The sequence below is a fragment of the Streptomyces sparsogenes subsp. cuspidosporus genome (genome assembly GCF_039532705.1).
GTDB lineage: Bacteria > Actinomycetota > Actinomycetes > Streptomycetales > Streptomycetaceae > Streptomyces > Streptomyces sparsogenes.
On record NZ_BAAASD010000004.1, the window covers coordinates 350,982 to 373,451 of the forward strand.

The following is a 22,470-nucleotide window of genomic DNA, read 5'->3' on the forward strand; positions in this document are numbered from 1 at the left end:
CATACGACTCTGACGGCAGCGGGGCCGCCGGGGGCAGCGGCGGTCGGCGGGGCTGCGGGGCGGGGCCCCGGCCGACGGCGGTCAGCGGGCCATCCAGCGCTCCAGGCCCGCCGCGTCGAGCGGCAGTTCCGCGGACAGCACCTCCATGCCGTCCTCGGTGACCAGCACGTCGTCCTCGATGCGCACACCGATCCCGCGCAGCTCCGGGGGGAGGGTGCGGTCGTGCTCGTGGAAGTACAGCCCGGGCTCGACGGTGAGCACCATGCCGGGCGTCATGCGCGCCCCCTGGTAGGCCGCGTAGTCGGCCCGCGCGCAGTCGTGTACGTCGAGTCCCAGGTGGTGGCCGATGCCGCAGACCAGGTAGCGCCGGTGGTGCTGCCCCTGCGGGGACAGCGCCTCGTCGACGGAGACCGGTAGCAGCCCCCAGTCGGCGAGGCCCCGCGCCACGACCTCCATGGCGGCGGTGTGGAAGTCGGCGAAGTCGCGGCCCGGACGGACGGCGGCCAGGCCCGCCCGGTGCGCCCGCTCCACCAGGTCGTGCACGGCGCGCTGGGCCGGGCTGAACCGGCCCGAGGCCGGGAAGGTGCGCGTCACGTCGGCGGTGTAGTAGCTGTTGGTCTCGACGCCGAGGTCCAGCAGGACCGGCTTGTCCTCCGCCACCGCGCCGTCGCACCGCACCCAGTGCAAGGTGGCCGCGTGCCCGCCGCTGCCCACGATGGAGGCGTAGCCGGGGCCGTTGCCGTGGGTGCGGGCGTAGCGGTCGAAGGTGCCCTGGAGCCAGCGCTCACCGCCACCGGCGACGGCCGCCGGGAACTCGCGCACCACGGCGGCGAATCCCTCGACCGTGCGGTCCACGGCCTGCCGGAGCTGGTCGATCTCCCAGGCGTCCTTGATCATGCGCAGTTCGGACAGGGTGCGGCCCAACCCGTCGGACGGGCCCAGGCCGTGGCGGTGTGCTGTGTCGGGGTCGAGCGGGCCGGTCAGCAGGGGTTTCGCGAGTCCGGCGAGCGCGGTGTCGAGCTCCCCGAGCGGGCGGACCTCGAGGCCCAGGGCGTCGCGCCAGTCGTCGAGCCCGGGCGCGCCGCCGACCCACAGTTCTCCGTACGCGGCGTCGGCGAAGAAGCGGGGGTCGCCGGGGCGGGCGGGTTCGGGCAGGTGGAGGGTGGCCTCGTGGCCCCCGGGGACGGGCCGCATCACCAGCACTCCGTGTTCCTCCCCGCATCCGGTGAGCCAGGAGAAGTCGCTGTCGGGCCGGAAGTCGTAGCGGGTGTCGTTGGAGCGCACCGGAGCCTCGCCGGCGGCGACCACGACGGGCTGTCCCGGGTGGGCGGCGCTGAGCCGCGCCCGGTGGTGGGCGGCGGCGTCCGCGGCTCCCGGGACGGTCCGCGCGGCGCGGTCGGGGAGGTCCCAGCCCTCCGCCATGAACGCCGCGAAGGAGGCCAGTTCGGCCAGCCGGGGCATGCGCGGGTCCTGCCCCGCGGACCGCGGCACGGAGCGCGGCGTGGGCTGCGGGGCGGACTGCGGCGCGGGGGCGGGGCCGCCCGTGGCGGGGGTGGCGGGGGTCTCGGGGGTGGTCCGGGGGTGGGTTGACGGGTCGTCGGTCATCGCAGCTCCTCGTACGAGGGGGTGGTGGACGCGTTGCCGGGGCCGGCGCCCTCGCGGCGGCGGCGGTCCCATTCCGGGTCGATGCGGGGAATCGCGGCCAGCAGGGCGCCGGTGTACGGGTCGCGGGGGCGCTCGAAGATCTCCGCGCTGGGGCCGGACTCCACGATGACGCCCTGCTTCATGACCGCGACGCGGTGCGAGATCCGGCGCACCACGGCGAGGTCGTGCGCGATGAAGAGGTAGGAGAATCCGCTCTCCCGCTGCAGACGCACCAGCAGGTCCATCACCTGGGCCTGCACCGACACGTCCAGCGCGGAGATCGCCTCGTCGCAGATCACCAGCTTCGGGCCGACCGCGAGGGCCCGGGCGATGCCGATCCGCTGTGCCTGTCCGCCGGAGAACTGGGCCGGGTAGCGGTGCATGTGGTCCGGGTCGAGGCCGACGCGTTCCATCAGCTCGCCGGCGAAGGCCCGGCGTCCTCCGGGGACGGGGAGCCCCTGGTAGACCAGCGGGGCGGTGAGGATGCGGGCCACGGTGTGGCGGGGATTGAGCGAGGAGAAGGGGTCCTGGAAGACGACCTGGACCTCGTTGCGGAAGCGGGCCAGGTCCGGTCCGCGCGCGTGGGTGACATCGCGGCCGGCGAATTCCAGGGTGCCGTCGGTGGGCTTCATCAGTTTGGCCACCAGCCGGGCGGTCGTGGACTTCCCGCTGCCGGACTCGCCCACCAGCGCCAGCGTCTCATGGGGGAACACCTCGAAGTCCACCGAGTCCACGGCGGTGAACACCGACTTGCGCCCCAGCGCGCCGCCGGCGCGGGTGGTGAAGCGCTTGGTGAGGTGGCGGGCGCGCAGCAGGGGCCCGGGGTGGGCCGGGCCGCCGGGGCCGCCGTGGCTGTCTCGGCCGCCGGTCACCGGGCGTCCTCCTGGGCTGGGGCGGGCCGGGCCGGGGCGGGGGCCGTGCGGCCGCCGGGGCCGTACGGGAGGCCGGGCGCGGCCGGTTCGTCGTCGATGCGCGGGATGCTCTCCAGCAGCAGCCGGGTGTAGGGGTGGCGCGGCGCGGAGAAGACCCGCTCCGTGTCGGCGTACTCGAGCTGCCGGCCGTCGCGCATCACCAGCACCCGCTGGGCGATCGAGGCGATCACCGCCAGGTCATGGGTGATGAAGAGCATGCCGGTGCCGGTCTGCCGCTTCAGTTCGGCCAGCAGGTCGAGGATCTGGGACTGCACCGTGACGTCCAGCGCGGTGGTGGGCTCGTCCGCGATGAGCAGGGCGGGTTCGCAGATCAGCGCCGTCGCGATCATGATGCGCTGACGCTGCCCGCCGGAGAACTGGTGGGGGTAGCGGTCGACCCGTTCGGCCGGGTCCGGGATGCCGACCCGGCCGAGGGCCTCGATGGCCATCCGGCGCGCGGCGCGGCGCGAGCCGCCGCGGTGGCACCGGTAGACCTCGGCGATCTGCAGGCCCACGGTGTAGTAGGGGTTGAGCGAGGACAAGGGGTCCTGGAAGACCATGGACATCACGTTTCCGCGCAGTCGGCGCAGCTCCGCGTCGGGGCGGCCGAGCAGTTCGGTGCCCTGGAACCGGATGCTGCCGCTGGTCCGCGCGGTGCGCGGGAGCAGGCCCATGACGGCGAGCGCGGTCATGGACTTGCCGGAGCCGGACTCGCCGACGATTCCGAGGGTCTCGCCCTGCCGCAGGGCGAAGGTGTTGTCCCGGACGACGTCCACCGGTCCGCGGGTGGTCGGGAAGGTGACGGTCAGGCCCTCCACCGCCAGCAGCTGCGCGGAGTCGTCGGAACCGGCCCGGTGGGGTGGGGAATCGGTCATGACGTGGTGATCCTTACGCGAGGGTCCAGCGCGGTGTAGAGCAGGTCGACCACGACGTTGCCGACCACGACGAAGAACGCCGCCAGCAGGGTGACCGCCATGATCACCGGCTGGTCGTTCTTGGCGATCGCGTCCGAGGCCATCTTGCCCACACCGTTGAGGCCGAAGACCGTTTCGGTGATGAGGGCGCCGCCGAGGAGACCGGCGAAGTCCATGCCGAAGATGGTGACGATCGGGGTGAGCGCCGGCCTCAGCGCGTGCCGGCGGAGTATCAGGACCGGTCCGAGCCCCTTGGCGCGGGCCGTGCGCATGAAGTTCTCGGCGAGAGTGTCGATGACGTTGGCCCGGGTCAAGCGGGCGTAGAGGCAGGCGTATCCGACAGCGAGCACGGTCCATGGCATCAGGTACGACTGGAACCACACCGCCGGGTCCTCCGCGAACGGTACCGCCGCGGGAAACGGCAGCACCCGCAACTTGACCACCAGCAGGTACTGAAGGGCCAGGGCGAGCACGTACGGGGGGATGCTGGAGCCGCCGAGCGCCAGGGCCATGGTGGCGCGGTCCCACCAGGTGCCCTCCTTGACGCCGCTGAGCAGCCCGAACACGATCCCGAAGAGCAGCCAGAGCACGGCCGCGCCGACGGCGACGGTGACGCTCACCGGGAGCCGCTGCTGGACCATCTCCCACACCGACTGGCCGCTCTGGAAGCTGTAGCCGAGGCAGGGGGCGGGGCAGTGGACGAGGTTGGCGCCGGCCCCGTAGTCGCGGCCGGCCACGATGCCGCGCAGGAAGTCCCCGAGCTGCTGGAAGAAGGGGCGGTCGAGCCCGAGGGAGGTGCGGATCGTCTCGATGCGCTCCTGCGTACAGGTCTTGCCGCAGATCATCACCGCCGGGTCGGGCGAGAGCTGGAAGAAGATGACGTAGGTGAACACGCAGACGGCCAGCAGGATGACCAGCACCCAGGCGAGCCGGCCGGCGACGTAGCGGAGCATCAGGAGGCCTCCCCCGCGTCCAGGGCGTGCCGGAGCCGGTCCCCCACCACGGTCAGGGCGAGCACGGTGACGAAGAGGAAGGTGCCGGGGATGACGAAGTACATCGGGTCCACCTGGTACCAGCTGACCGAACTGGCGATCATCTGTCCCCAGGACGCGGTCGGCGGCGTGACCCCGACGCCGAGGAAGGAGAGTCCGGCCTCGGTGCCGATGTATCCGGGCACCGCGAGCGTGGTCATGACGATGATGGTGCTGCGCAGATTGGGCAGGATCTCGGAGAAGATCAGCGCCCGGCTGCCGGCCCCGGAGGCCCGGGCCGCCTCGACGAACTCCCGTCCGGTCAGGGTGAGCGTCTGGCCGCGCACCACACGCGCCAGGTACGGCCAGCCGAAGGCGCTGAGCACGATCACCAGCAGGAGCGGCCGGTTGCCGGCCGGCAGCGCGGACAGCACGGCGATCATGAAGATCAGGGCCGGGAAGGCCATCAGGAAGTCCATCAGCCGGGAGATGGCCTGGTCCACCCACCGGCCGTAGAACCCGGCCAGCAGGCCGAGCACCACGCCGATGACGGTGGTCAGGGCGGTGGCGGAGACGGCGATCAGCAGCGAGATCCGGGCTCCGTAGGCGATCCGGGCCAGGATGTCGCGGCCGTTCTGCGGCTCGACTCCGAGCCAGTGGTCGCCGCTGATGCCGCCGAGGGATCCCTTGGGCAGTCCGCCCAGGTCGTTGTCGACGGCGGCGCTGTCGAAGGTGTCGGGGCCGTGTCCGGTGAGGGCGCTGATCAGCGGCGCGCAGAGGGCCATCAGGACGATCAGGGCGAGGAACGCGGTGCTGAGCTGGGCCCCGATGTCGTGCAGCAGCGCGCGCAGCACGCGTCGTCCGGTGCCCTGGGGCGGCGCGGCGCCGGGCGGCCCGGGGGGCAGCTCCTGCTGCGCCTCGTGAAGTGTGGTGGTCGCCATGCCGGGCTACTTCTTCGGGTCCGCGAGGCCGATGCCGACGAGATCGATCCCGCCGCTGTACGAGATCGAGGTGTGGGCGCCCGCGATGTTGGAGCCGGCCACGAGGACGGTCTTGGTGTAGTTGAGCGGCACGATGGGGGCGAGCTTCATGATCTGGGCGTCGAGTTTGCCGTAGGCCGCGTTCTGCGCCGTCTCGTCGCGCATCGCCGCGATCTCGTCGATGCGCTTCTGGATCTTCTTGTCGTCGAGCATGGAGAGCACCGAGTTGCCCTTGGCGGAGATGGTGCGCCCGTCGAACAGCGGCGGCAGGAAGGTGGTGCCGCCCGGCCAGTCGGGGCACCAGCCGGTGAGCGCCGCGTCGTGCTGCTGCGAGGGCGTGCCGATGACCTCGTAGAAGGTCGAGGTGTCAATGGTGTTGATCTTCACGCTGATGCCCACCCGCTTCAGTCCCTGCTGGACGGCCACCGCCACCGCCTGCTCGGTGGCGGCGGCGCGGGTGTCCACGGTGAGGGTGAAGCCCTTGGCGAAGCCCGCCCGCGCCAGCAGTCGGCGGGCGGCGGCCGGATCGCCGGTGCCGTCCTTGCTGGGGTACACATCCGTGGCGTCCCGGCCGGGAATCGACGGGGGCTCGATGGAAGTGGCCGCGGTCGCCAGGGAGGAGCCGCCGAGCGCGTCCACGGTGGTCTGCTTGTTGACGGCGTACTCGATCGCCTGGCGCACCCGGACGTCCCGGAGCGGGCCCTTGGTGGTGTTCAGGCTCATGTAGGTGGTGCAGCCGGTCACGCCGGCGAGGGTGCGCTGCTCGAGCTGCGGTGTGCGAAGCCGGGAGATGGTCGCGGGCTGCACGTTGGGGCCGATGGCGTTGACGTCCTTGCCCTGGCCGGATATCAGACGCTCGTCGATGGTGGCCGCGTCCAGGCCGAAGGTCCAGACGAAACCGTCGGGGCGGGCGGTGCGCACCGCGTCGGAGGAGCGCTTCCAGTGCTTGTTGCGGACCAGCTTCAGGGCGGAACCCCGCCGGTAGCTCGCCACCCGGTACGGCCCGGAGGCGATCGGCTCGCGGTCGAAGGCGGCCTTGGCGCCGGTGCCCTTGGGGAAGGGGGTGAAGTTCGGCTGTGCGGCCACGCTGGCGAACTGCGGGTAGGACTTCTTGAGGTGGAAGACGACGGTGCGGTCGTCGGGGGTCTCGATGGTGTCCAGGTCGCCCGAACGGTAGGGGCCCTGGTAGTCGGCGGGCGCGGCGATGACCTGCTTGGCGTAGGGAGAGCCGATGCCCGCGTCGGGGTCCCAGGCCCGCTCCACGCCGAACTTGACGTCGCGGCTGGTGATCGGGGCGCCGTTCTCGAAGAACAGCCCCTTCTTGAGGGTGAAGGTCCAGGTCTTGTTGTCGTCGGAGGGCCTGCCGGTGTCGGTGGCCAGATCCGCGACGATCTTCGTCCCGGAGCTGTGCGGGCCGGCCGCGGCCCGGGTGGTGAGGGTGCGGTAGATCAGGCGGTAGAAATTGTTGACCCCGCCGTCGAAACCGCGTGCCGGGTCGAGGTGCGAGAAATCGGGCTTCGCCAGGACCTGCACGATGCCACCGGTGGCGGGTTCCGCGCCGGGCGAGGCCTGGGCGGAGGCGGTCCCGCCTCCGCTGCATGCGGTGAGGGTCAGGGGGATGGCGGCGGACAGGGCGGCGCAGGACAGCACGGCTCTTCTCATGGGCACCTTCTCCGGAATCGAGGGGCGTACGGACAAGGGGGCGTACGGGTGGCGGGGTTGCGGCAGGGGGGTGCGGCAGGGGTGTGCGGGAAGAGAGGTGGCGTGCGGGGCGAGGGGTACGGGCGCGGGGCCGGTCAGAGGCCCCGGATCCACACCCGCATGGGGCCGGGCTCCCGGTTGCCCCACGCGAAGTACGGCACGAGGGTCAGTTCGGCGGTGCCGGTGGCGGGGACGGGCTCCCGCGGTCCGGCCGTGAGCGGGGGATACAGCTCGGGCGACGGGGGCGGCGCGACGTCCGCCGTCATCCGTATCAGCACCGCCCCCGCCGGCAGGCCGTCGGCCTCCTGGGCGGCGGCGGTCCGGGCGGCCGCGACCCGCTCCGGGCCGATCACCACATCGTCGACGCCGGCCGGGCAGTCCTGCTGCTCCAGGCAGTAGACCAGCGGCCCCCTGGCCACCGCCACCGCGCCGCGTGTCGCGTCCAGATGGGGATGGGAGACATGGCCGCGGACCGGCATGGGCAGGCTCAGCCGCAGTTCGTCGCCCCGGTGCCAGAGCCGCTCGACGGTGAGCCAGCCGTCCGCCGCGCCCGCGGCCACCGCCTCCCCGCCCACGCTCAGCCCGACCTGCCGCGCGTCGGCCCAGCCGGGCACCCGAAGCCTGATGCGGTACGGGCGGTCGGGCGCCCGGCGCACGGTGAGCCGTACCTCGCCGTCCCACGGATAGCCGGTCGCCATGTCCAGCGCGACCCGTGTCCCCTCCACCGCGGCCTGCGCGTACCCCGCGACCAACAGCTCCCCGTCGCGTTCGGCGACCAGGTAGTCGGCGAGCTGAGCCATCCAGCGCACCACGTTCGGAGGGCAGCAGGGGCAGCCGAACCAGGCCCGGCGCAGCGGTTCACCGCCTTCCTCGGCCCCGCTGCGCTGGTCGTGGTCGGGGCGGCGCTGCAGCGGGTTGTCGTAGAAGAAGGCGCGGCCGTCCGCCGACAGGCCCACCGCGAAGGCGTTGTAGAGGACGCGTTCCAGGACGTCGGGATAGCGGGCGTCGCCGGTGGCGAGGAACATCCGCCAGGCCCACTGCATGGTGCCGATGGCCGCGCAGGTCTCGCTGTAGGAGCGCTCGGAGGGCAGTTCGTACCGGTCTCCCACGGCCTCGTCGGAGTGCCGGCTGCCGAGCCCGCCCGTCACATACAGCTTGGTGGCCACCATGTCGTCCCACAGCCGGCGCAGCGCGTCCAGCAGGGCGCGGTCGCCGGTCTCCTGGGACACATCGGTGGCGCCGGCGGCCAGATACGCCATCCGCACCGCGTGACCGGTCACCGACGGGAGCTCGCGCAGCGGCAGATGGTCCTGGAAGTACGCGGAGCCGAGGCCGCGTGATGCCACGGTGCCCCGGCCGCGGCGGTCCACGAACAGCCGGGCCTGGGTCAGGTACTTCTCGTCGCCGGTCTCCCGGTACAATTCTACTAGTGCCATTTCGACTTCGGGGTGGCCGCAGACCGCTTCCTCGCCGTCAGGTCCGTAGCGCTGGACCACCAGGTCGGCGAAGCGGACGGCCACATCCAGCAGGCGTCGGTCCCCGAGCTGCCGGTGAGCGGCGACCGCGGCCTGGACGAGGTGCCCGAGGTTGTACATTTCATGGCCCCAGGCGAGGTCTTCCCAGGGGGCCTTGGCGCCCGCGGGGTCCTGGAAGAAGGAGTTGAGGTAGCCGTCGGGGGCCTGGACCCGCTCCAGCAGCCCCACCGTCTCCTCGTAGAACTCCCGCATCACCTGCCCACCGCCGTCGTCCGGCCGCGCCAGCTCGTAGGCCAGGCCCTCCAAGGTCTTGTAGAGGTCGGTGTCGAGGAACGGATAGCGCCCCCGATAGGGCGTGTCCGGTCCCTTCCCCGCGAGCTTCTCGGGCAGCAGACGGCGGAGGTTGTCCAGGTTGCCCGCCTTCTCCAGTTGTTCGAGGGTGTGCGGCACGGTGGCCTCACGGTTGCGCCGCTGCCAGTCGGCCGGCAGCCCGCCGGTCAGCCGTACCCGCGAACCACCCACGGGCATCACGCTCCGCGCCACCGGCGCCACCGCGCCGCCGCGCCCGGTCTCATCGCCCGAGGGCGGGTCCTGGATGTGCTGATGTGCCATGGGCCTCTCCAGTGCCGTGTAGCATTGCACTGACCATAGACAGAGTTCCGGGCGGTGCCAAGGTGTCGTGCGGAAGGGAAACTTCCGTGAATCAGGCCGCGACCGACCTCACCGGGCCGGTCGCGGCCTGAGTTCTCACTTGGGGATGCGCAGGGCGAGCAGGGCCACGTCGTCGTCGTTGTCGCTCGGGCGGGTGCGGGCGAGCAGTTCGTCGGTGAAGGATTCCAGCGGCCGGTGGGCCAGGGACGCGGCGTGCCGGCGCAGCCGGGCAAGGCCCTCGTCCAGGGAACGGCCGGGGGCCTCGATCAGGCCGTCCGTGTACAGCACAAGGGTGGACGCGGGCGGCAGGACATCCTCCGCGTCCGAGCGGCGCTGGGATGTCCCGGTGCCGAGGAGCACGCCGTGGCCGTCGTCGAGGTAGCGGGTCAGACCGTCGCGGGTGACCAGCAGCGGCGGGGGGTGGCCGGCGTTGGTCCAGGACAGTGCCCACCGACCGTCCTCGTCGGTGGCGATGCGGGCGAAGACCATGGTGGCCATGGGGACTTCGGTGATGTGCAGCACCGCCTGGTCGAGCCGCTCGACGACCCTGCTGGGCGGTTCCTCCTGGGCCCAGGCGTAGGCGCGGAGCATGTTGCGGATCTGTGCCATACCGGCGGCGGCGTCCAGGTCGTGTCCCACGACGTCCCCGATCGCCAGGGCCGTCACGTCGTTCTCCAGCGGGAAGACGTCGTACCAGTCGCCGCCCACCTGGGAGGCGTCGGGCGCGGAGAGGTACCTGGCGGTCATCTGCAGGCTTGGCACGCGCGGCAGTTGGGGCAGCAGGTGGGCTTGCATGGTCTCGGCGACCTTGCGCTGGCGCTGATAGAGGCGGGCGTTGCCCAGGGCGAGCGCGGCACGGCGGGCGATGTCCTCCAGCAGCGCCAGGTCGGCGGTGGTGAACTTCTCCGGCCTGTCGGAGCGGCCCAGGGTGAGCGCTCCCAGCACTTTCCAGGTGCTGCGGATGGGGACGATGGCGGCGGAGTGGATCCCAGTGGCGTCGAACAGCCGGCGCTGCTCGACCGCGATGCCGGAGTCCGGGGAGCGCTGGTAGGTGCCAGGACCCGCCAGAGTGGAGGCGGCGCCGCGCAGCGCCCTCGACAGCGGCATCGGAGAGTCCTCGGGCACCGGGGGCATGGGGCCCTCGAGGTCCTCGCAGGACACCAGGGCACCGTCCTCGGCGTGCACCACGGCGGTGCGCCGCACCTCGTCACGCTCGGTGATCAGGTCGACGACCACCCAGTCCGCCAGCCGGGGCACCACCAGCCCTACGAGCCGGCGCAGCGCCTCCTCGACGTTGAGGGTCGAAGTGAGCTGGGTGGTCGTCTCGGCGAGCAGCGCCAGCCGCTCGAGCTCCGACAGCGGTCCGGCTGCCTGCTCCGCCCGTACGCCGGTGCCCTCGGTCTGATCATGCTCAGGGCTGTGGAAGAGCACCAGGGTGCCCACGCCGTCGTCGCCGAAGCCGTAGGGGGTGATCAGCCAGGAGATGGGCAGCAGGGAGTCGTCGCCCCGGGCGAACCAGTCGTGGTCCGACTGGGCCGTGCGCCGGGCGAGGAAAGCCTGCCGCATCCGGCACTGGGTCCTGGACAGCGGCTCCCCGTGGACGTTGCGGTGCAGGAGATCGTGCGCGTCCTGGCCCAGGAGTTCACTCGCGGGCCGCCCCAGCAGCTGCTCGGCGAACACGTTGACGGCCAGGATGCGGCCGTGGTCGTCGACCACGTAGGCCCCGGTTCCGAGAGCGCCGAGCGGCCCGGCGAGCGACTCCTGGATCGATCTCCGGGAGCCCTCGCCCAACGCCTGGGTGCCCTCTCCGCCGATCAAAGACTGCCTCCTCGGATGTGGATGTCCGACCACCGCCGACTCGCTTCGGCGGAGACGACGCCGAACACCTCCTGCCCCCATCTTGCCTGTCCCATCACCGCGGCACACGGGAATCACACACGCGCCCCGCGCAACCATCCGCGCGTCCCCCTGTGGCCACCAGGGTGGCTGGTTCGGCAGGCGCCGTTTCGGTCCGGTTCGGTCGGTTCGGTCCGTCGGTGTACTACGAGGTGTCCACCGAAGGCGCTCGGCCGGATAACCGGTGGACAAGAAGAAGAGTTGGTTTAGCGGACATTGGACGTAAACGAGTCCGTGGTCACATTGACAGCGGCGATCAGGAACCATACGCTCGCACTCGGACAACATAAGATCGTGTCGTTTTGAGAAATCCTCAGCAGCTTCCGAGACAGATTGACCCGACTTGTCCCCGCGCGCGCCGGCCTTCTCGCCGTCGTCGCCAGTGCACAGCCGTCTGTGACCATATCCATTTCCTCGGGCAGTCATTCGGAGGTGTCCACAGTCCACCCCAGCCTTTACGGAGTCTTGGTCGCATGAAGGGCATAGTCCTGGCCGGAGGAAGTGGCACCCGGTTATATCCGTTGACGCGTGCCGTCTCGAAGCAGATGCTTCCGGTTTACAACAAGCCATTGATCTACTATCCGCTCTCGGTGCTGATGCTGGGCAGAATACGGAACATCCTGATCATTTCCTCGCCACAGCATGTGAATTCCTTCCGTGGCCTCTTGGGGGACGGCAGCCGGCTGGGGCTGAATATCGAGTACGCGGAGCAGCCGGAGCCGAACGGGATTGCCGAGGCGCTGGTCATCGGCGCGGAATTCATCGGCAATGATCCGGTGACGCTGGTACTGGGCGACAATGTCTTCCACGGCCCCGGGTTCGGCAGACTGCTGCAGGCGGAGTCGCGGGATGTCGACGGCTGTGTGCTGTTCGGCTACGCGGTCGCGGACCCCGAGCGCTACGGCATTGGCGAGGTGGACGGCGACGGGCGGCTGGTCTCCCTGGAGGAGAAGCCGGCGCGGCCCAGGTCCGATCTGGCGATCACGGGCCTGTACGTCTACGACAACAACGTGGTGGACGTGGCCAAGAACATCCGGCCCTCCCGGCGCGGCGAGCTGGAGATCACCGATGTGAACCGCGTCTACCTGGAGCAGGGCAGGGCCAGGATGGTCAACCTGGGGCGCGGATTCGCCTGGCTGGACACCGGGACCCCCGACGCGCTCCTCCAGGCCTCGCAGTTCGTCCAGACGCTGGAGCAGCGCCAGGGGGTGCGGATCGCGTGTCTGGAGGAGATTTCCTTCCGTATGGGCTTCATCGACGCCGGGGCGTGTTATGAGCTCGGCAGTCAGATGAGCCAGATGGACTACGGTCGGTATCTGATGGAGATTGCCCACCAAAACTGAAAGGCGGCCAGTGCGCATACTTGTCACCGGGGGCGCCGGCTTCATCGGCTCGAATTTTGTCCGACAGACGGTACGGAACGAGTACCCGGCTCTCGCGGGAGCCGAGGTGACAGTCGTCGACAAGCTCACCTACGCGGGCCGGAGAGAAAACCTCGAGCCGGTGTCCGGAAGCCCCGCGCTGCGTTTCGTGGAGGGCGACATCTGCGACGGACCGCTGATGCGGGAGGTGATGCGCGGCGCCGATCTCGTCGTGCACTTCGCCGCCGAGTCGCATGTCGATCGCTCCATTTCCGGCGCCGAGGAATTCGTGCGGACGAATGTGCTCGGTACGCAGACCCTGCTGACCGCCGCGCTGGAGGCGGGAGTGGGCAGATTCGTCCATGTGTCGACCGACGAGGTGTACGGGTCGCTGGACGCCGGCGGCACGCCCTGGACGGAGGAAGAACCGCTCGCCCCGAACTCTCCCTATGCTGCTTCCAAAGCGTCGGCCGATCTCATGGTGCTGGCCTTTCACCGCACCCACGGACTGCCGGTGTGCCTCACCCGGGGCTCCAATACCTACGGCCCGTACCAGTATCCGGAGAAAATCATCCCGCTGTTCGTCTCGAACCTTCTCGCCGGGCGGAAGGTGCCGCTTTACGGAGACGGCGCGAACGTCCGGGAATGGCTGCATGTCGACGACCACTGCCGCGGTGTCGCACTGGTGGCGGAGGGCGGAGAGCCCGGTGGGATCTACAACGTCGGCGGCGGCACGGAGCTCACGAACCGTGAGCTGACCGAACGGCTGCTGGAACTGCTCGGCGTGGACCGTTCGATGGTGGAACAGGTGGCCGATCGCAAGGGACACGACCGGCGGTACGCGATGGACATCTCCAGGATTTCCGCCGCCCTGGGCTACAAGCCCACGGTGCCGTTCGAGGACGGGCTGGCGGCCACAGTCGACTGGTACCGGCAGCACCACGGCCTCTGGGGAGCCGGCGCGTAGCCCCCTCGACATCCACCCCGAGACGGTGCCGGACCACGGCCTTCACGGCCGCGGTCCGGCACCGTCTTCGCGTGGGGGACCCACGGGCGCCCGGTCTTCTCCGTCAGTTCGGCACGGCCGTCCTCACGGTGACACCGGTGCCCCTGGCCTCGAGCACGAGATCGCCCGGGGGGACTTCCGCGCCGATGCCCGTCATCAGCCAGCAGGTGCGGTCCCGGGTGAGCGTGGTGAACAGCTCGGCGAGCCGCGGGTCGGCGCCGAACGGGTCCACGCCGGCGGTCGCGTCCACGACCACCAGGGACGGGTCGCTCCTCAGCGCGCGCAACAGGGCGAGCCGCCAGCGGTCCTGCTCGGACAGTGGCACGGCGGCTGGGCTCTCCCCCGCCGGCCCGCACTCCTCGCTCGCCTCGGCCTGCTTCTGCTCGCCCTGCTTCTGCTCGGCCTGCACCCGCTCGGTGTGCTTCTGCTCCGTGTGCTCGCGCTCGGTCTGCTTCTGCTCGGCGTGCTCCGCCACCGCGGCGCGCAGCCGGTCCAGGGCGTCCCGTACGCCGGGCCGGTCCGCCAGCCGCTCGGGGAAGGAGTCGAGCAGCCGGGCCGCCTCCTCGTGAGTGAGCCCAGGAGCCGCCGGGGAAACCCTGGCGACGTGCCGCTCGACCACGGAGGGGGCGAGTGCGCCGACGTCCACGCCGCCGACGCGTACCTCCCCCGAGGTGGGCGCGACATCGCCGGTCAGCAGATCGCCGAGCAGCAGCCGGGTTCCGTCGGGGGTGCCGACGAGCGCCGTGGTGGTGCCCTCCGCGATCGTGAACGAGACCTCGTCGAGCACCGCGGTCCCCTCGACGTGGAGGCTCACGCCGTCGAAGACGATGTCACCGCGTCCCGGCCAGTCGGCGCCCGGCCGGTCGTCCCGCGGTCCACCGGGCTCCTGGGTGCCGAGCAGCTTGCCGATGGTGGCCATCACTCCGCGGGCGTTCATGATGGTGCTCGTCAGCAGGACGGCCTCCATCATGGGCCGGTACGTGAGCACCGACAGCACGACCAGCGCGACGCCCTTGGTCGCGGAGAGCCCGTCGCCGGAGGCCAGTGCGGCGCACACGCCGACGGCGGCGCAGGCGGCGAGCTCGACCACCCGCCACAGCAGCACCTCGCCGGTGGCCGCCGGCAGCAGGCCGCCGGAGGGCTGTGCGCCCGGCCGCTCGTAGGTCCGACGGAGCCACTCCGCTCCGTCGGGCTCCTCGCGCCGGGCGAGCAGCCGGGCCACGAGGAGGGCGCACAACGCCAGCAGGACCAGTCCCGCGGCCAGCGTCAGGGCCACCCGCAGGTCGAGGAAGGCGCTGATGAGGATCACGGTCAGCGGGGTGGCGACGGCCGCCACCGCCGGGCGCAGCACATGCGCGGGCAGCCCCATCAGGACGACCACGGCGGTGCCGTCGAGCGCCGCCAGCCGATCGGAGTAGCCCGCCCCGAGTGCGCGGTTGGGCAGCTTCTCCGCGCGCTCGGCGACCGCCCGGTGCAACACGGTCACCAGGTCGGCGCCCAGGTCGTTGCCCATGGGCACGCTGCGGTAGTGGAGCACCGCGTGCACCAGGCCCACGGCGGCGAAGACGGCGATCCATGTCCAGGGCACCGCCGCGTCGGGGGTGAGCAGGTCCTCGGTGATGGGCACCACGAGCGCGAAGGCGATGCCCTGGGTGATGGCGCCGAGGAGCAGGAACAGGCACAGCGAGGTCAGTGCCCGTCTCCCGGAGACCTGCAGAAAGTGTGCGAGTACGGGCCTCATCGAGACACCTCCTGGGACGCTGGGACGCCCGCGGACGCCGTGGACCAGGCCACGGCCCCGGCGTCCCGCCGCGAGTGTCCGGCCGGGCCGAGCAGCCCGGCGTGCGGGCTGTCCGGGCCGGCCAGCTCCTCGTGGGTGCCGGAGGCGACCACCTGTCCGGCGTCGGTGACCACGAGCCGCCCCTCGGTGACCGCGGGCGGCCCGGTGGCGACGACGACCACGGCGGCCCGCTCCCGCAGCTCGGCGACCGCTGCCCGGAGGGTGTCCGGGTCGCCGGGGAAGGCCCGCTGGTCGAGCAGGACGACCTCGCGGCCGGCGGCGAGCAGCCGGGCGAGCGCAAGTCGTTGGATCTCCGGGTACGAGCGCGGGGCCTCGGTGCCCACGACGGCGTCGTAGCCGCGCGGCAGCGCGGCGATCGACGCGTGGCAGCCGGCGAGGCGCGCGGCGCGCTCGGCCTCCTCGGCGCCGCCGTCCGCACGGTCCGCGGTGATGTACGCGCCGATGGGGCCGATGACGACGGCCGGGTCGGCCTCGACGGCGGCGAACCGCTCGGCGGGCGTGTCGGCCGTGATCTGGTCGATGACCGCGTCGGCGCCCTGTTCGGTGGTGGCGACGACGGTCAGCACACCGCGCTCGGGCAGCACCAGCGCGGGGCCCGGGCCCGCATCCGCATCCGCATCCGCATCCGTATTGGTATCCGTGTGCGTGTCCGTATCCGTATCCGTGTCCGTGCCCGTGTCCGCTGGGGCATCGGTGGCACCGGTGGCGGCCGCGGGCCGGGACGGCGCGCTTCCGGTGGTGAACTGGACCAGGCGCGCGGCTGCCTTCTTGCCCTCCCCCACTTCTTCGAGGAAGTAGGTGATGGCCAGCAGCGGGGCGGCCAGTCCCGCGCCCAGCAGCAGGAACGGGACGAGGTCGGCGGGGGCGAGCCGGTCCGAGCGGATCAGCAGCGCTCCCCCGCACAGCACGAACACCAGCACGGTCAGCGGCGAGAAGGCGATCTCGGCGAGCGCACGGCCGCCGAGCAGCGAGCCGATGCGGACGCGGAAGAACTCGCTGAACTCGTCGGTGACATCGGCCAGCCGTCGGGCGGAGCGCCGGGTGGCGGTCGCGGTGTGGGCCCGGCTGCCGGCCGGGTTGACGCGCCGCTGGAGTTCGATGGTGGGCCGGACGGCGTCGATGCCGCCGATGCTCGCCGCGTAGTCGGTCGCCATCTCGCGGAAGAAGCGGACGGATATGACGCCGAAGGCGGCGAAGCCCAGCAGGATGGGCGCCAGGGTGATGAGTGCCATCAGCCAGTCGACCCAGAACAGATAGCCGATCGACAGGGCGAACACCAGGGCGGCGGCGGTGAGTTCCGATCCGGCCCTGCCCACCATGACCCCGACCGAGGCGATGTCCCGGCCCAGGGTGGTGCCGTGCTCCTTCCAGGCGGCGTGCAGCGGCCGGGCCGCGCGGGCGCCGCGCAGCCTGCCGGCGACCGCGAGGAGCAGGGCCTGCTGCGTGCGTACGCCCGCCTGCTTGCTCAGGACGCGCCCCACCAGCTGGCAGACGAACCCGGCGACCGCCGCGGCGGCGACGACGAGCACCAGCCGCCCGAGCCGCGCGCCGTCGGGGTCGTCGGCGAGCAGTTCCCTGCACACCTCGACGACGGCGACGAGGGGGCCGACGGTGGCCACCGCGCCGGCCACTTCCAGGACGAGCGCCGTACGGGCGCGCCAGGCGATTCCGGTGGCCCCGCTCATCGCTTGGTGACCAGGAAGTCGCCCAGCACCAGGTAGTCGATGTCGGTGCCGAGGAAGCACTCGACCGCGTCCTTCGGAGAGCAGACGATCGGCTCGCCCGCCACGTTGAAGGAGGTGTTGACCAGACACGGCACATCGGTGAGGGCGGTGAACTCGCGCAGCAGCCGGGCCAGCCGGGGGTTGCTCTCGTCGGTCACGGTCTGGATGCGCGAGGTGGCGTCGACGTGGGTGGCGGCCGCGATGGTCTCGGTGTACTCGGGCCGTACGGGGAACACGAAGGTCATGTACGGCGAGCGCTCCTTCTTGCCCATGACGAAGACACGGTGCGCGTCCTCCTCCAGGACGAGGGGGGCGAACGGGCGGAACGGCTCGCGGTGCTTGACGCGGGTGTTGATGACGTCCTTCATGTCCGCGTGGGACGGGTTGGCCAGGATGCTGCGGTTGCCGAGGGCGCGCGGGCCGTACTCGGTGCGGCCCTGGAACCAGCCGATGACGGTCTTGCCGCTGAGCAGTTCGGCGGTCTTCGTCACGATCGCGCCGTCCGGCAGCTCTTCCCAGGTGAGGGAGTCGGCGTAGCCGTCCAGGGTGCCGCGGATCTCCTCGGCGCCGTACTCCGGGCCGAGGTAGGGCGATGTCGCGGGTGCGATCGGGACGTTCTTCTCCCGGGCGACATGGGCCGCGGCGCCGATGGACACTCCGGGGTCGCTGGCGCCGAAGCTGACCTCCACACGCTCGAAGGACAGGTCCTCCAGCAGCTTGGTGTTGTTGACGCAGTTGAGCGCCACACCGCCCTCGTAGATGAGGTCGCGCAGGTCGGTGGCCTCGGCCAGGGCGCGCAGCTGGTGGGCGGTGACCTCTTCGAGCATCTGCTGGGCCGCGGCGGCCACGCGGACCTTGAAGTCGAAGTCGTCGCGGTTGCCGTCGTTGCCGCCGAAGATCTCGTCGAAGAGGCCGAGGTAGGCGCGGGGGCCGCGCGGGTCGTTGGCCAGGGCCAGCGAGTACCGCCCGGGGCCGTCGAAGCTGACGACCTCGCTCAGGAAGGGGTTCTTCTCGGGCGGCTCGCCGAACCCGCCCAAGCCCATGACCTTGTACTCGTCGTTGTTCGGGGTGAATCCGAGGTAGCGGGTGATCTCCGCGAAGAGCTGGGCGATGGAGTTCGCGGAGTCGATGGTGAACTGCTCGAACACCTTCACCCGGCCGTCGCGGATCTCGCCCATGATGGCGCTGTCCTGCTCGGCCTGGCCGTCGCTGATGATGAAGGCGGCGTCGCCGAAGCCGGCGAAGGTGCGGCCACAGGCGAGGTGCGCCCGGTGGTGCGGGACGGTGATGAGCTTCTCCTCGGGCAGCGTGTGCCCGGTGTGGCGGGCGAAGTCCTCCAGAATCGCGGTCTTGCTGAAGGCACCGGTGTAGAGCTCGCCGAAGCCGGCGATGGCCTGGAACTTGTACTCGGGAGGTATGGGAGCGTTGGCGAGCCTGACAATGGCGGAGTCGGCGAACTCCGCGCTGAACTGCCAGCCGAAGGCGTAGTAGTCGACGTCCCCGTAGTCGAGGCCGGCCTGGTCCAGACACCAGCGCATGGCGTTGGCCGGGAAGGCGGTGGTCTTCTTCTGCCGGTTCATGCGCTCCTCCTCGACTGCGGCGACCAGCTCGCCGTCGATGAACAGCGCGGCGGCCGCGTCATGGCCGAGGAAGCTGTGCCGGTCGACACTGTCCTGCGTGTAGCCGTAGAGCTTGCCGAAGAGTTCGGCGACACGGGAAAAGCCGTTGTAACCAAGAATGATCACTGAGTTGTCTCCTCCGAAGCACGGACATGAGGGAACAGCGTGGTGGTTGTCATAGTGAAATGGCTCAGATGCCCCGGTCCGCGAGCCATTCGCGGATCGCGCCGGTGGTCGCGGCGATGTTGTCCTCCATGATCGTGAAGTGGTCGCCCGGGGTGGTGATCAGCGTGTGCGGGAAGGACCAGGACGCCCGCCAGCCGTCGTCGTCGAAGCCGTCGGCCTGGTACGGCAGGGGGTCCTCGGCCCGCAGGAAGAGCGTCGGCGTCTCGGTCGGCGCGAGCGCGCACTCGCCGATCAGTGTGTGGTAGTGCCCCATCGCGCTGAGCCGTACGCCGCTCAGCGCGCCGCTGCCGAAGAGGTGTTCGCGGGCGAACAGGCCGTCCACCATGGCCCGGTTGAGGTCGGCGGAGATCTGGGCACCGGTCTGGAAGGTGTCGAGGACGACGGTGGCGGCCGGGGCGGGTCCCGTCTGCTCCGCCCGCATGGCCAGCGCGTGGCCGATCAGCCCGCCCGCGGAGTGGCCGAGGAGCACATAGGGCCGGGAGCCCACGGCCGAGCGCAGCGCCGCCATCTGGACCTCGAGAAACGCACCGAACGTCTCGGGCACCGGCTCGCCCTCGTTGAAGCCCGGGTTGACCAGCACGATCACCTCCCGTTCGCGCTGCATCCGCTGGGCCAGCCCGACGTACTGCAGCGGCCCGGCGGTCGCGGTGATGGCCGGGACGCACACGAGGACGGCCCGGTCGCCTTCGCCGCGGGCGAGACGGACCGGCTCCTGCGCATGGTCCGCCGCGCTCGCGGCCGGGAAGGAGGCCCGCAGCCGGCCGGCGGCCTGGATGAGATCCATCCCGGCCGAGCCCGCCTTACCGAGGGCGTGCGACTGGCGGTAGAGGACCTCCAGACCGTCGAAGGGCGTGGCCGGGGTGGGGGCGTCCGCGCCTGCCTGGTCGGCAGGGGCCGCCGGGTCCGGGCCCGGTGCCGTGCCCACGAGACCGACCAGGTGCTCGGCCAGCAGCGAGGTGGTCGGGTGCTCGAAGAGCGCGGCCGCCGGGAACTCCAGGCGCAGCAGGGAGCCGAGCCGGGAGCGCATCTCGATGCCGGCCATCGAGTCCACGCCCAGGTCGAGGAACTCGGTGTCCACGTCGATGGCTTCGGTGTCCTCGTGCCGCAGGACCGCGGCGAGCTCGGTGCGGATGATGTCCCGCAGCACCCCGGTCCGCTTCTCCGGCTCGGTGCTCAGTACCCGCGCGACGGCGTTCTGCGCCGAGGGCGCGGGCCGGCCGGTGGGGGTGGGCCGGTGTGCGGGCGGCGCCGGGGCGGTGTGGGCGCGCCGGAAGTCGGCGGCGGGCGCCGGGCGCAGGGTCAGCCCGCGCACCTCGGCCACCGGCCGTCCGGTGGCGTCGGCCAGGTGGAGGCGTACGACCCGCTCCCCCGCGCCGTCCTGTCCGGCCGCGATGTCGTTCTCGCCGGCGGCGTCCTGGCCGGCGTCGTCCTGGCGGGGGCCGTCCTGGCCGGCGTCGGACAGGCGTGCCCGCAGGTTCGTGGTGGCGGATGCGTCGAACACCCGAACACCGGTCCAGGCGGCGGGCAGCCACACCCGCGCGCCGGCCGCGCCCTCCGCGCCCTCCGCGTCCGCCAGTTCCGCCTCGCCCTCCGGCTGCGCACCGGCCCGGGCGTGCAGCGCGGCGTCGAGCAGCGCCGGGTGCACTCCGCCGAAGCCGTGCCTCGCGGCGGATGCCTCCTCGGGCAGCGCCACCTCGGCGAGGGTGTCCGTGCCGTGGCGCCAGGCGGCGCGCAGGCCACGGAACGCGGGCCCGTAGACATGGCCTCGCTCCTCCAACGCGGCATACAGCTCGGCCGGTTGCAGCACCTCGGCGCCGGGCGGTGGCCAGGCGCCGGCGAGGGCGCTGAAGCCGGCCGTCTCAACGGGGCTCGCCGGGACCGGCGCCACGACCGCGCGGGCGTGACACGTCCACTCCCCCGCCTCCTCGCCGGATGGGGACTCGGGCCTGGAGTGCACGGTCAGGGTGCGCCGGCCCGCCTCGTCCACCGGGCCGGCCTGGACCTGGACGTGCACGGCCGTGTGCGGGTCCAGCGCCAGCGGCGCCTCCAGGGCGAGCTCCGGCACCTGGGGGCAGCCCAGCCGGCGTCCCGCGTACAGCGCCCAGTCGAGCAGAACACTGGCGGGGAGCACGACGGTGTCCACGACCGCGTGGTCCGCGAGCCAGGGGTGGGTGGTCCGCGAGAGCCTGCCGGTGAACAGGGCCCTGCCGCTCTCCGCGAGCTCGACCGCGCCGGCCAGCAGCGGGTGGTCCGCCGCCGTGAGCCCCACGGTGCCCGCGTCGCCGGCGGGCTCGGGGACCTCGAGCCAGTAGCGCTGCCGCTGGAAGGCGTACGTGGGGAGGTCGACGGGACGCGCCGGCAGGTCCAGCAGGGCCGCCCAGTCGACAGTGCCGCCGCGCACCCACAGGGCCGCGGCCGTACGCAGCAGGGCGGGCCGCGCCTCGTGGCCGTGGCGCAGGCTGGTGGCGACGAGCACGTCACGCTCGGCGCCCGCCGCCTCCTCGACGGCGGCGCCCGTCCAGGCGGAGCCGCCCGTGCCCAGCTCGACGAAGGCCCGTACGCCGACGTCCAACAGCGCCTTCACCGCGGCACCCGGCCGCGTCGGCTCGCGCAGCCCGCGGTACCAGTGCTCGGCGTCCAGATCTCCGGGCGCGAGCCGCGCTCCGGTCACGGCCGAGTACATCGGTACGCGACCGTCGCCCGCGGCGATCCGGGCCGCACGCGCCGGTAACCCGTCGGCCTGGGCCTGGGCCTGGGCCTCGGTTGCGGTCCCGGTCAGGAGCCGTCCGTGCGCCGCGGCGAGCAGCGCGCCGTCGGCCAGGGGCAGGATGCCCGCGACGCACGCGGCGGCGATCTCACCGCCGCCGAGGCCGACCACGGCGGCCGGGGTGATGCCGGCGGCCGACCACACCGCGGTGAGCGACACCATGACCGCCCACAGCGCGGGATGGCCGACGTCCGCCCGTCGGAGCCTTTCGGGCTCGTCGCGCAGGACGTCGAGCAGGCGGAAGTCGGTGTGCGGGGCCAGCGCCGCGGCGCACTCGGCCATGGAAGAGGCGAACACCGGCGAGGAGTCGAGGAGCGCGACGGCCGCCTCGACCCAGCCGTCGGCCTGCTCCGGGAAGACGAACGCCGCCTTGAGCCTGCCACGGGCCACGCCACGTGTCGCGGTGTCACCGGGCATGTCCCCGCCCGCCAGGGTGTCGAGGGCGGTCGCGTATCCTTCCGCGTCCTCGGCCAGCACGACCGCCCGGTGCTCGAAAGCAGTACGCGTCGTCGCCAGCGCCACCGCCGTCCCCACCACATCCACACCCGGCGCCACCGCATGATCCCGCAACCGCGCCGCCTGAGCCCGCAACGCCGACTCCGACTTCCCCGACAACACCCACGGCACAACACCACCACCCGGCACCACCTCCCGTGGTGCCTCCTCACGCGGGGCCTCCTCACGCGGGGCCTCCTCCAGGATCACATGCGCGTTGGTCCCACTGATCCCGAACGACGACACCCCCGCCCGCCGCGGACGACCCGTCCCCGGCCACGGACGCGCCTCCGTCACCAACTCCACCGCACCCGACGACCAGTCCACATGCGGCGTCGGCTCATCCACATGCAACGTCCTGGGCACCA

General features: G+C 71.9%; 14 protein-coding genes. 2 read left to right on the forward strand and 12 right to left on the reverse strand.

The genetic code is table 11. The features are described 5' to 3' along the window. Positions 1–81: 81 nt before the first annotated feature. The 8 genes from ABFY07_RS07800 to ABFY07_RS07835 form a co-directional block, all read right to left on the reverse strand. Positions 82–1,605 (reverse strand): aminopeptidase P family protein, encoded by a 1,524-nt coding sequence (locus ABFY07_RS07800; RefSeq protein WP_346173725.1) that lies wholly within the window; start codon positions 1,603–1,605, stop codon positions 82–84. Further along, a complete protein-coding gene (locus tag ABFY07_RS07805) occupies positions 1,602–2,516 on the reverse strand; it encodes an ATP-binding cassette domain-containing protein (RefSeq protein WP_346173726.1) in 915 nt (304 codons plus the stop codon). The genes ABFY07_RS07800 and ABFY07_RS07805 overlap by 4 nt, the downstream gene beginning before the upstream one ends. Continuing rightward, positions 2,513–3,430, reverse strand: coding sequence for an ABC transporter ATP-binding protein (locus tag ABFY07_RS07810; protein WP_346173727.1), 918 nt, complete (start codon positions 3,428–3,430; stop codon positions 2,513–2,515). The genes ABFY07_RS07805 and ABFY07_RS07810 overlap by 4 nt, the downstream gene beginning before the upstream one ends. Then, a complete protein-coding gene (locus ABFY07_RS07815) occupies positions 3,427–4,422 on the reverse strand; it encodes an ABC transporter permease (RefSeq protein ID WP_346173728.1) in 996 nt (331 codons plus the stop codon). The genes ABFY07_RS07810 and ABFY07_RS07815 overlap by 4 nt, the downstream gene beginning before the upstream one ends. Beyond that, the gene (locus ABFY07_RS07820) at positions 4,422–5,381 is read right to left on the reverse strand and encodes an ABC transporter permease (RefSeq protein WP_346173729.1); all 960 of its coding nucleotides are present in this window, start codon (positions 5,379–5,381) and stop codon (positions 4,422–4,424) included. The genes ABFY07_RS07815 and ABFY07_RS07820 overlap by 1 nt, the downstream gene beginning before the upstream one ends. Positions 5,382–5,387: 6 nt before the next feature. After that, complete coding sequence (locus ABFY07_RS07825) at positions 5,388–7,082, reverse strand: ABC transporter substrate-binding protein (RefSeq protein ID WP_346173730.1); 1,695 nt, start codon at positions 7,080–7,082, stop codon at positions 5,388–5,390. Positions 7,083–7,216: 134 nt separating this feature from the next. After that, positions 7,217–9,208: a glycoside hydrolase family 127 protein gene (locus ABFY07_RS07830; RefSeq protein ID WP_346173731.1), complete on the reverse strand. Its 1,992-nt coding sequence runs from the start codon at positions 9,206–9,208 to the stop codon at positions 7,217–7,219. A 135-nt stretch (positions 9,209–9,343) separates the two neighbouring features. Further along, positions 9,344–11,065, reverse strand: coding sequence for a SpoIIE family protein phosphatase (locus tag ABFY07_RS07835; protein ID WP_428836871.1), 1,722 nt, complete (start codon positions 11,063–11,065; stop codon positions 9,344–9,346). A 551-nt stretch (positions 11,066–11,616) separates the two neighbouring features. Here ABFY07_RS07835 and rfbA point away from each other — a divergent pair. Next, positions 11,617–12,486 carry a glucose-1-phosphate thymidylyltransferase RfbA gene (gene rfbA / locus ABFY07_RS07840; RefSeq protein WP_346173732.1) on the forward strand — a complete coding sequence of 290 codons (870 nt, stop codon included), beginning with the start codon at positions 11,617–11,619 and terminating at the stop codon, positions 12,484–12,486. A gap of 10 nt (positions 12,487–12,496) precedes the next feature. Beyond that, positions 12,497–13,471 carry a dTDP-glucose 4,6-dehydratase gene (gene rfbB, locus ABFY07_RS07845; protein ID WP_346173749.1) on the forward strand — a complete coding sequence of 325 codons (975 nt, stop codon included), beginning with the start codon at positions 12,497–12,499 and terminating at the stop codon, positions 13,469–13,471. A 103-nt stretch (positions 13,472–13,574) separates the two neighbouring features. Here the strand turns inward: rfbB and ABFY07_RS07850 are convergent, their stop codons facing one another. From ABFY07_RS07850 to ABFY07_RS07865, 4 genes are all read right to left on the reverse strand, one after another. Further along, positions 13,575–15,251: a hypothetical protein gene (locus tag ABFY07_RS07850; protein ID WP_346173733.1), complete on the reverse strand. Its 1,677-nt coding sequence runs from the start codon at positions 15,249–15,251 to the stop codon at positions 13,575–13,577. Next, on the reverse strand, positions 15,248–16,996 hold the full coding sequence (locus tag ABFY07_RS07855) for an ABC transporter ATP-binding protein (protein WP_346173734.1): 1,749 nt from the start codon (positions 16,994–16,996) through the stop codon (positions 15,248–15,250). Before ABFY07_RS07855 ends, ABFY07_RS07850 begins: the two co-directional genes overlap by 4 nt. Further along, on the reverse strand, positions 16,993–18,780 hold the full coding sequence (locus tag ABFY07_RS07860) for a carbamoyltransferase family protein (protein WP_346173735.1): 1,788 nt from the start codon (positions 18,778–18,780) through the stop codon (positions 16,993–16,995). Before ABFY07_RS07860 ends, ABFY07_RS07855 begins: the two co-directional genes overlap by 4 nt. A 64-nt stretch (positions 18,781–18,844) precedes the next feature. Continuing rightward, on the reverse strand, positions 18,845–22,450 hold the full coding sequence (locus ABFY07_RS07865; RefSeq protein ID WP_346173736.1) for an alpha/beta fold hydrolase: 3,606 nt from the start codon (positions 22,448–22,450) through the stop codon (positions 18,845–18,847). Positions 22,451–22,470 lie beyond the last annotated feature (20 nt).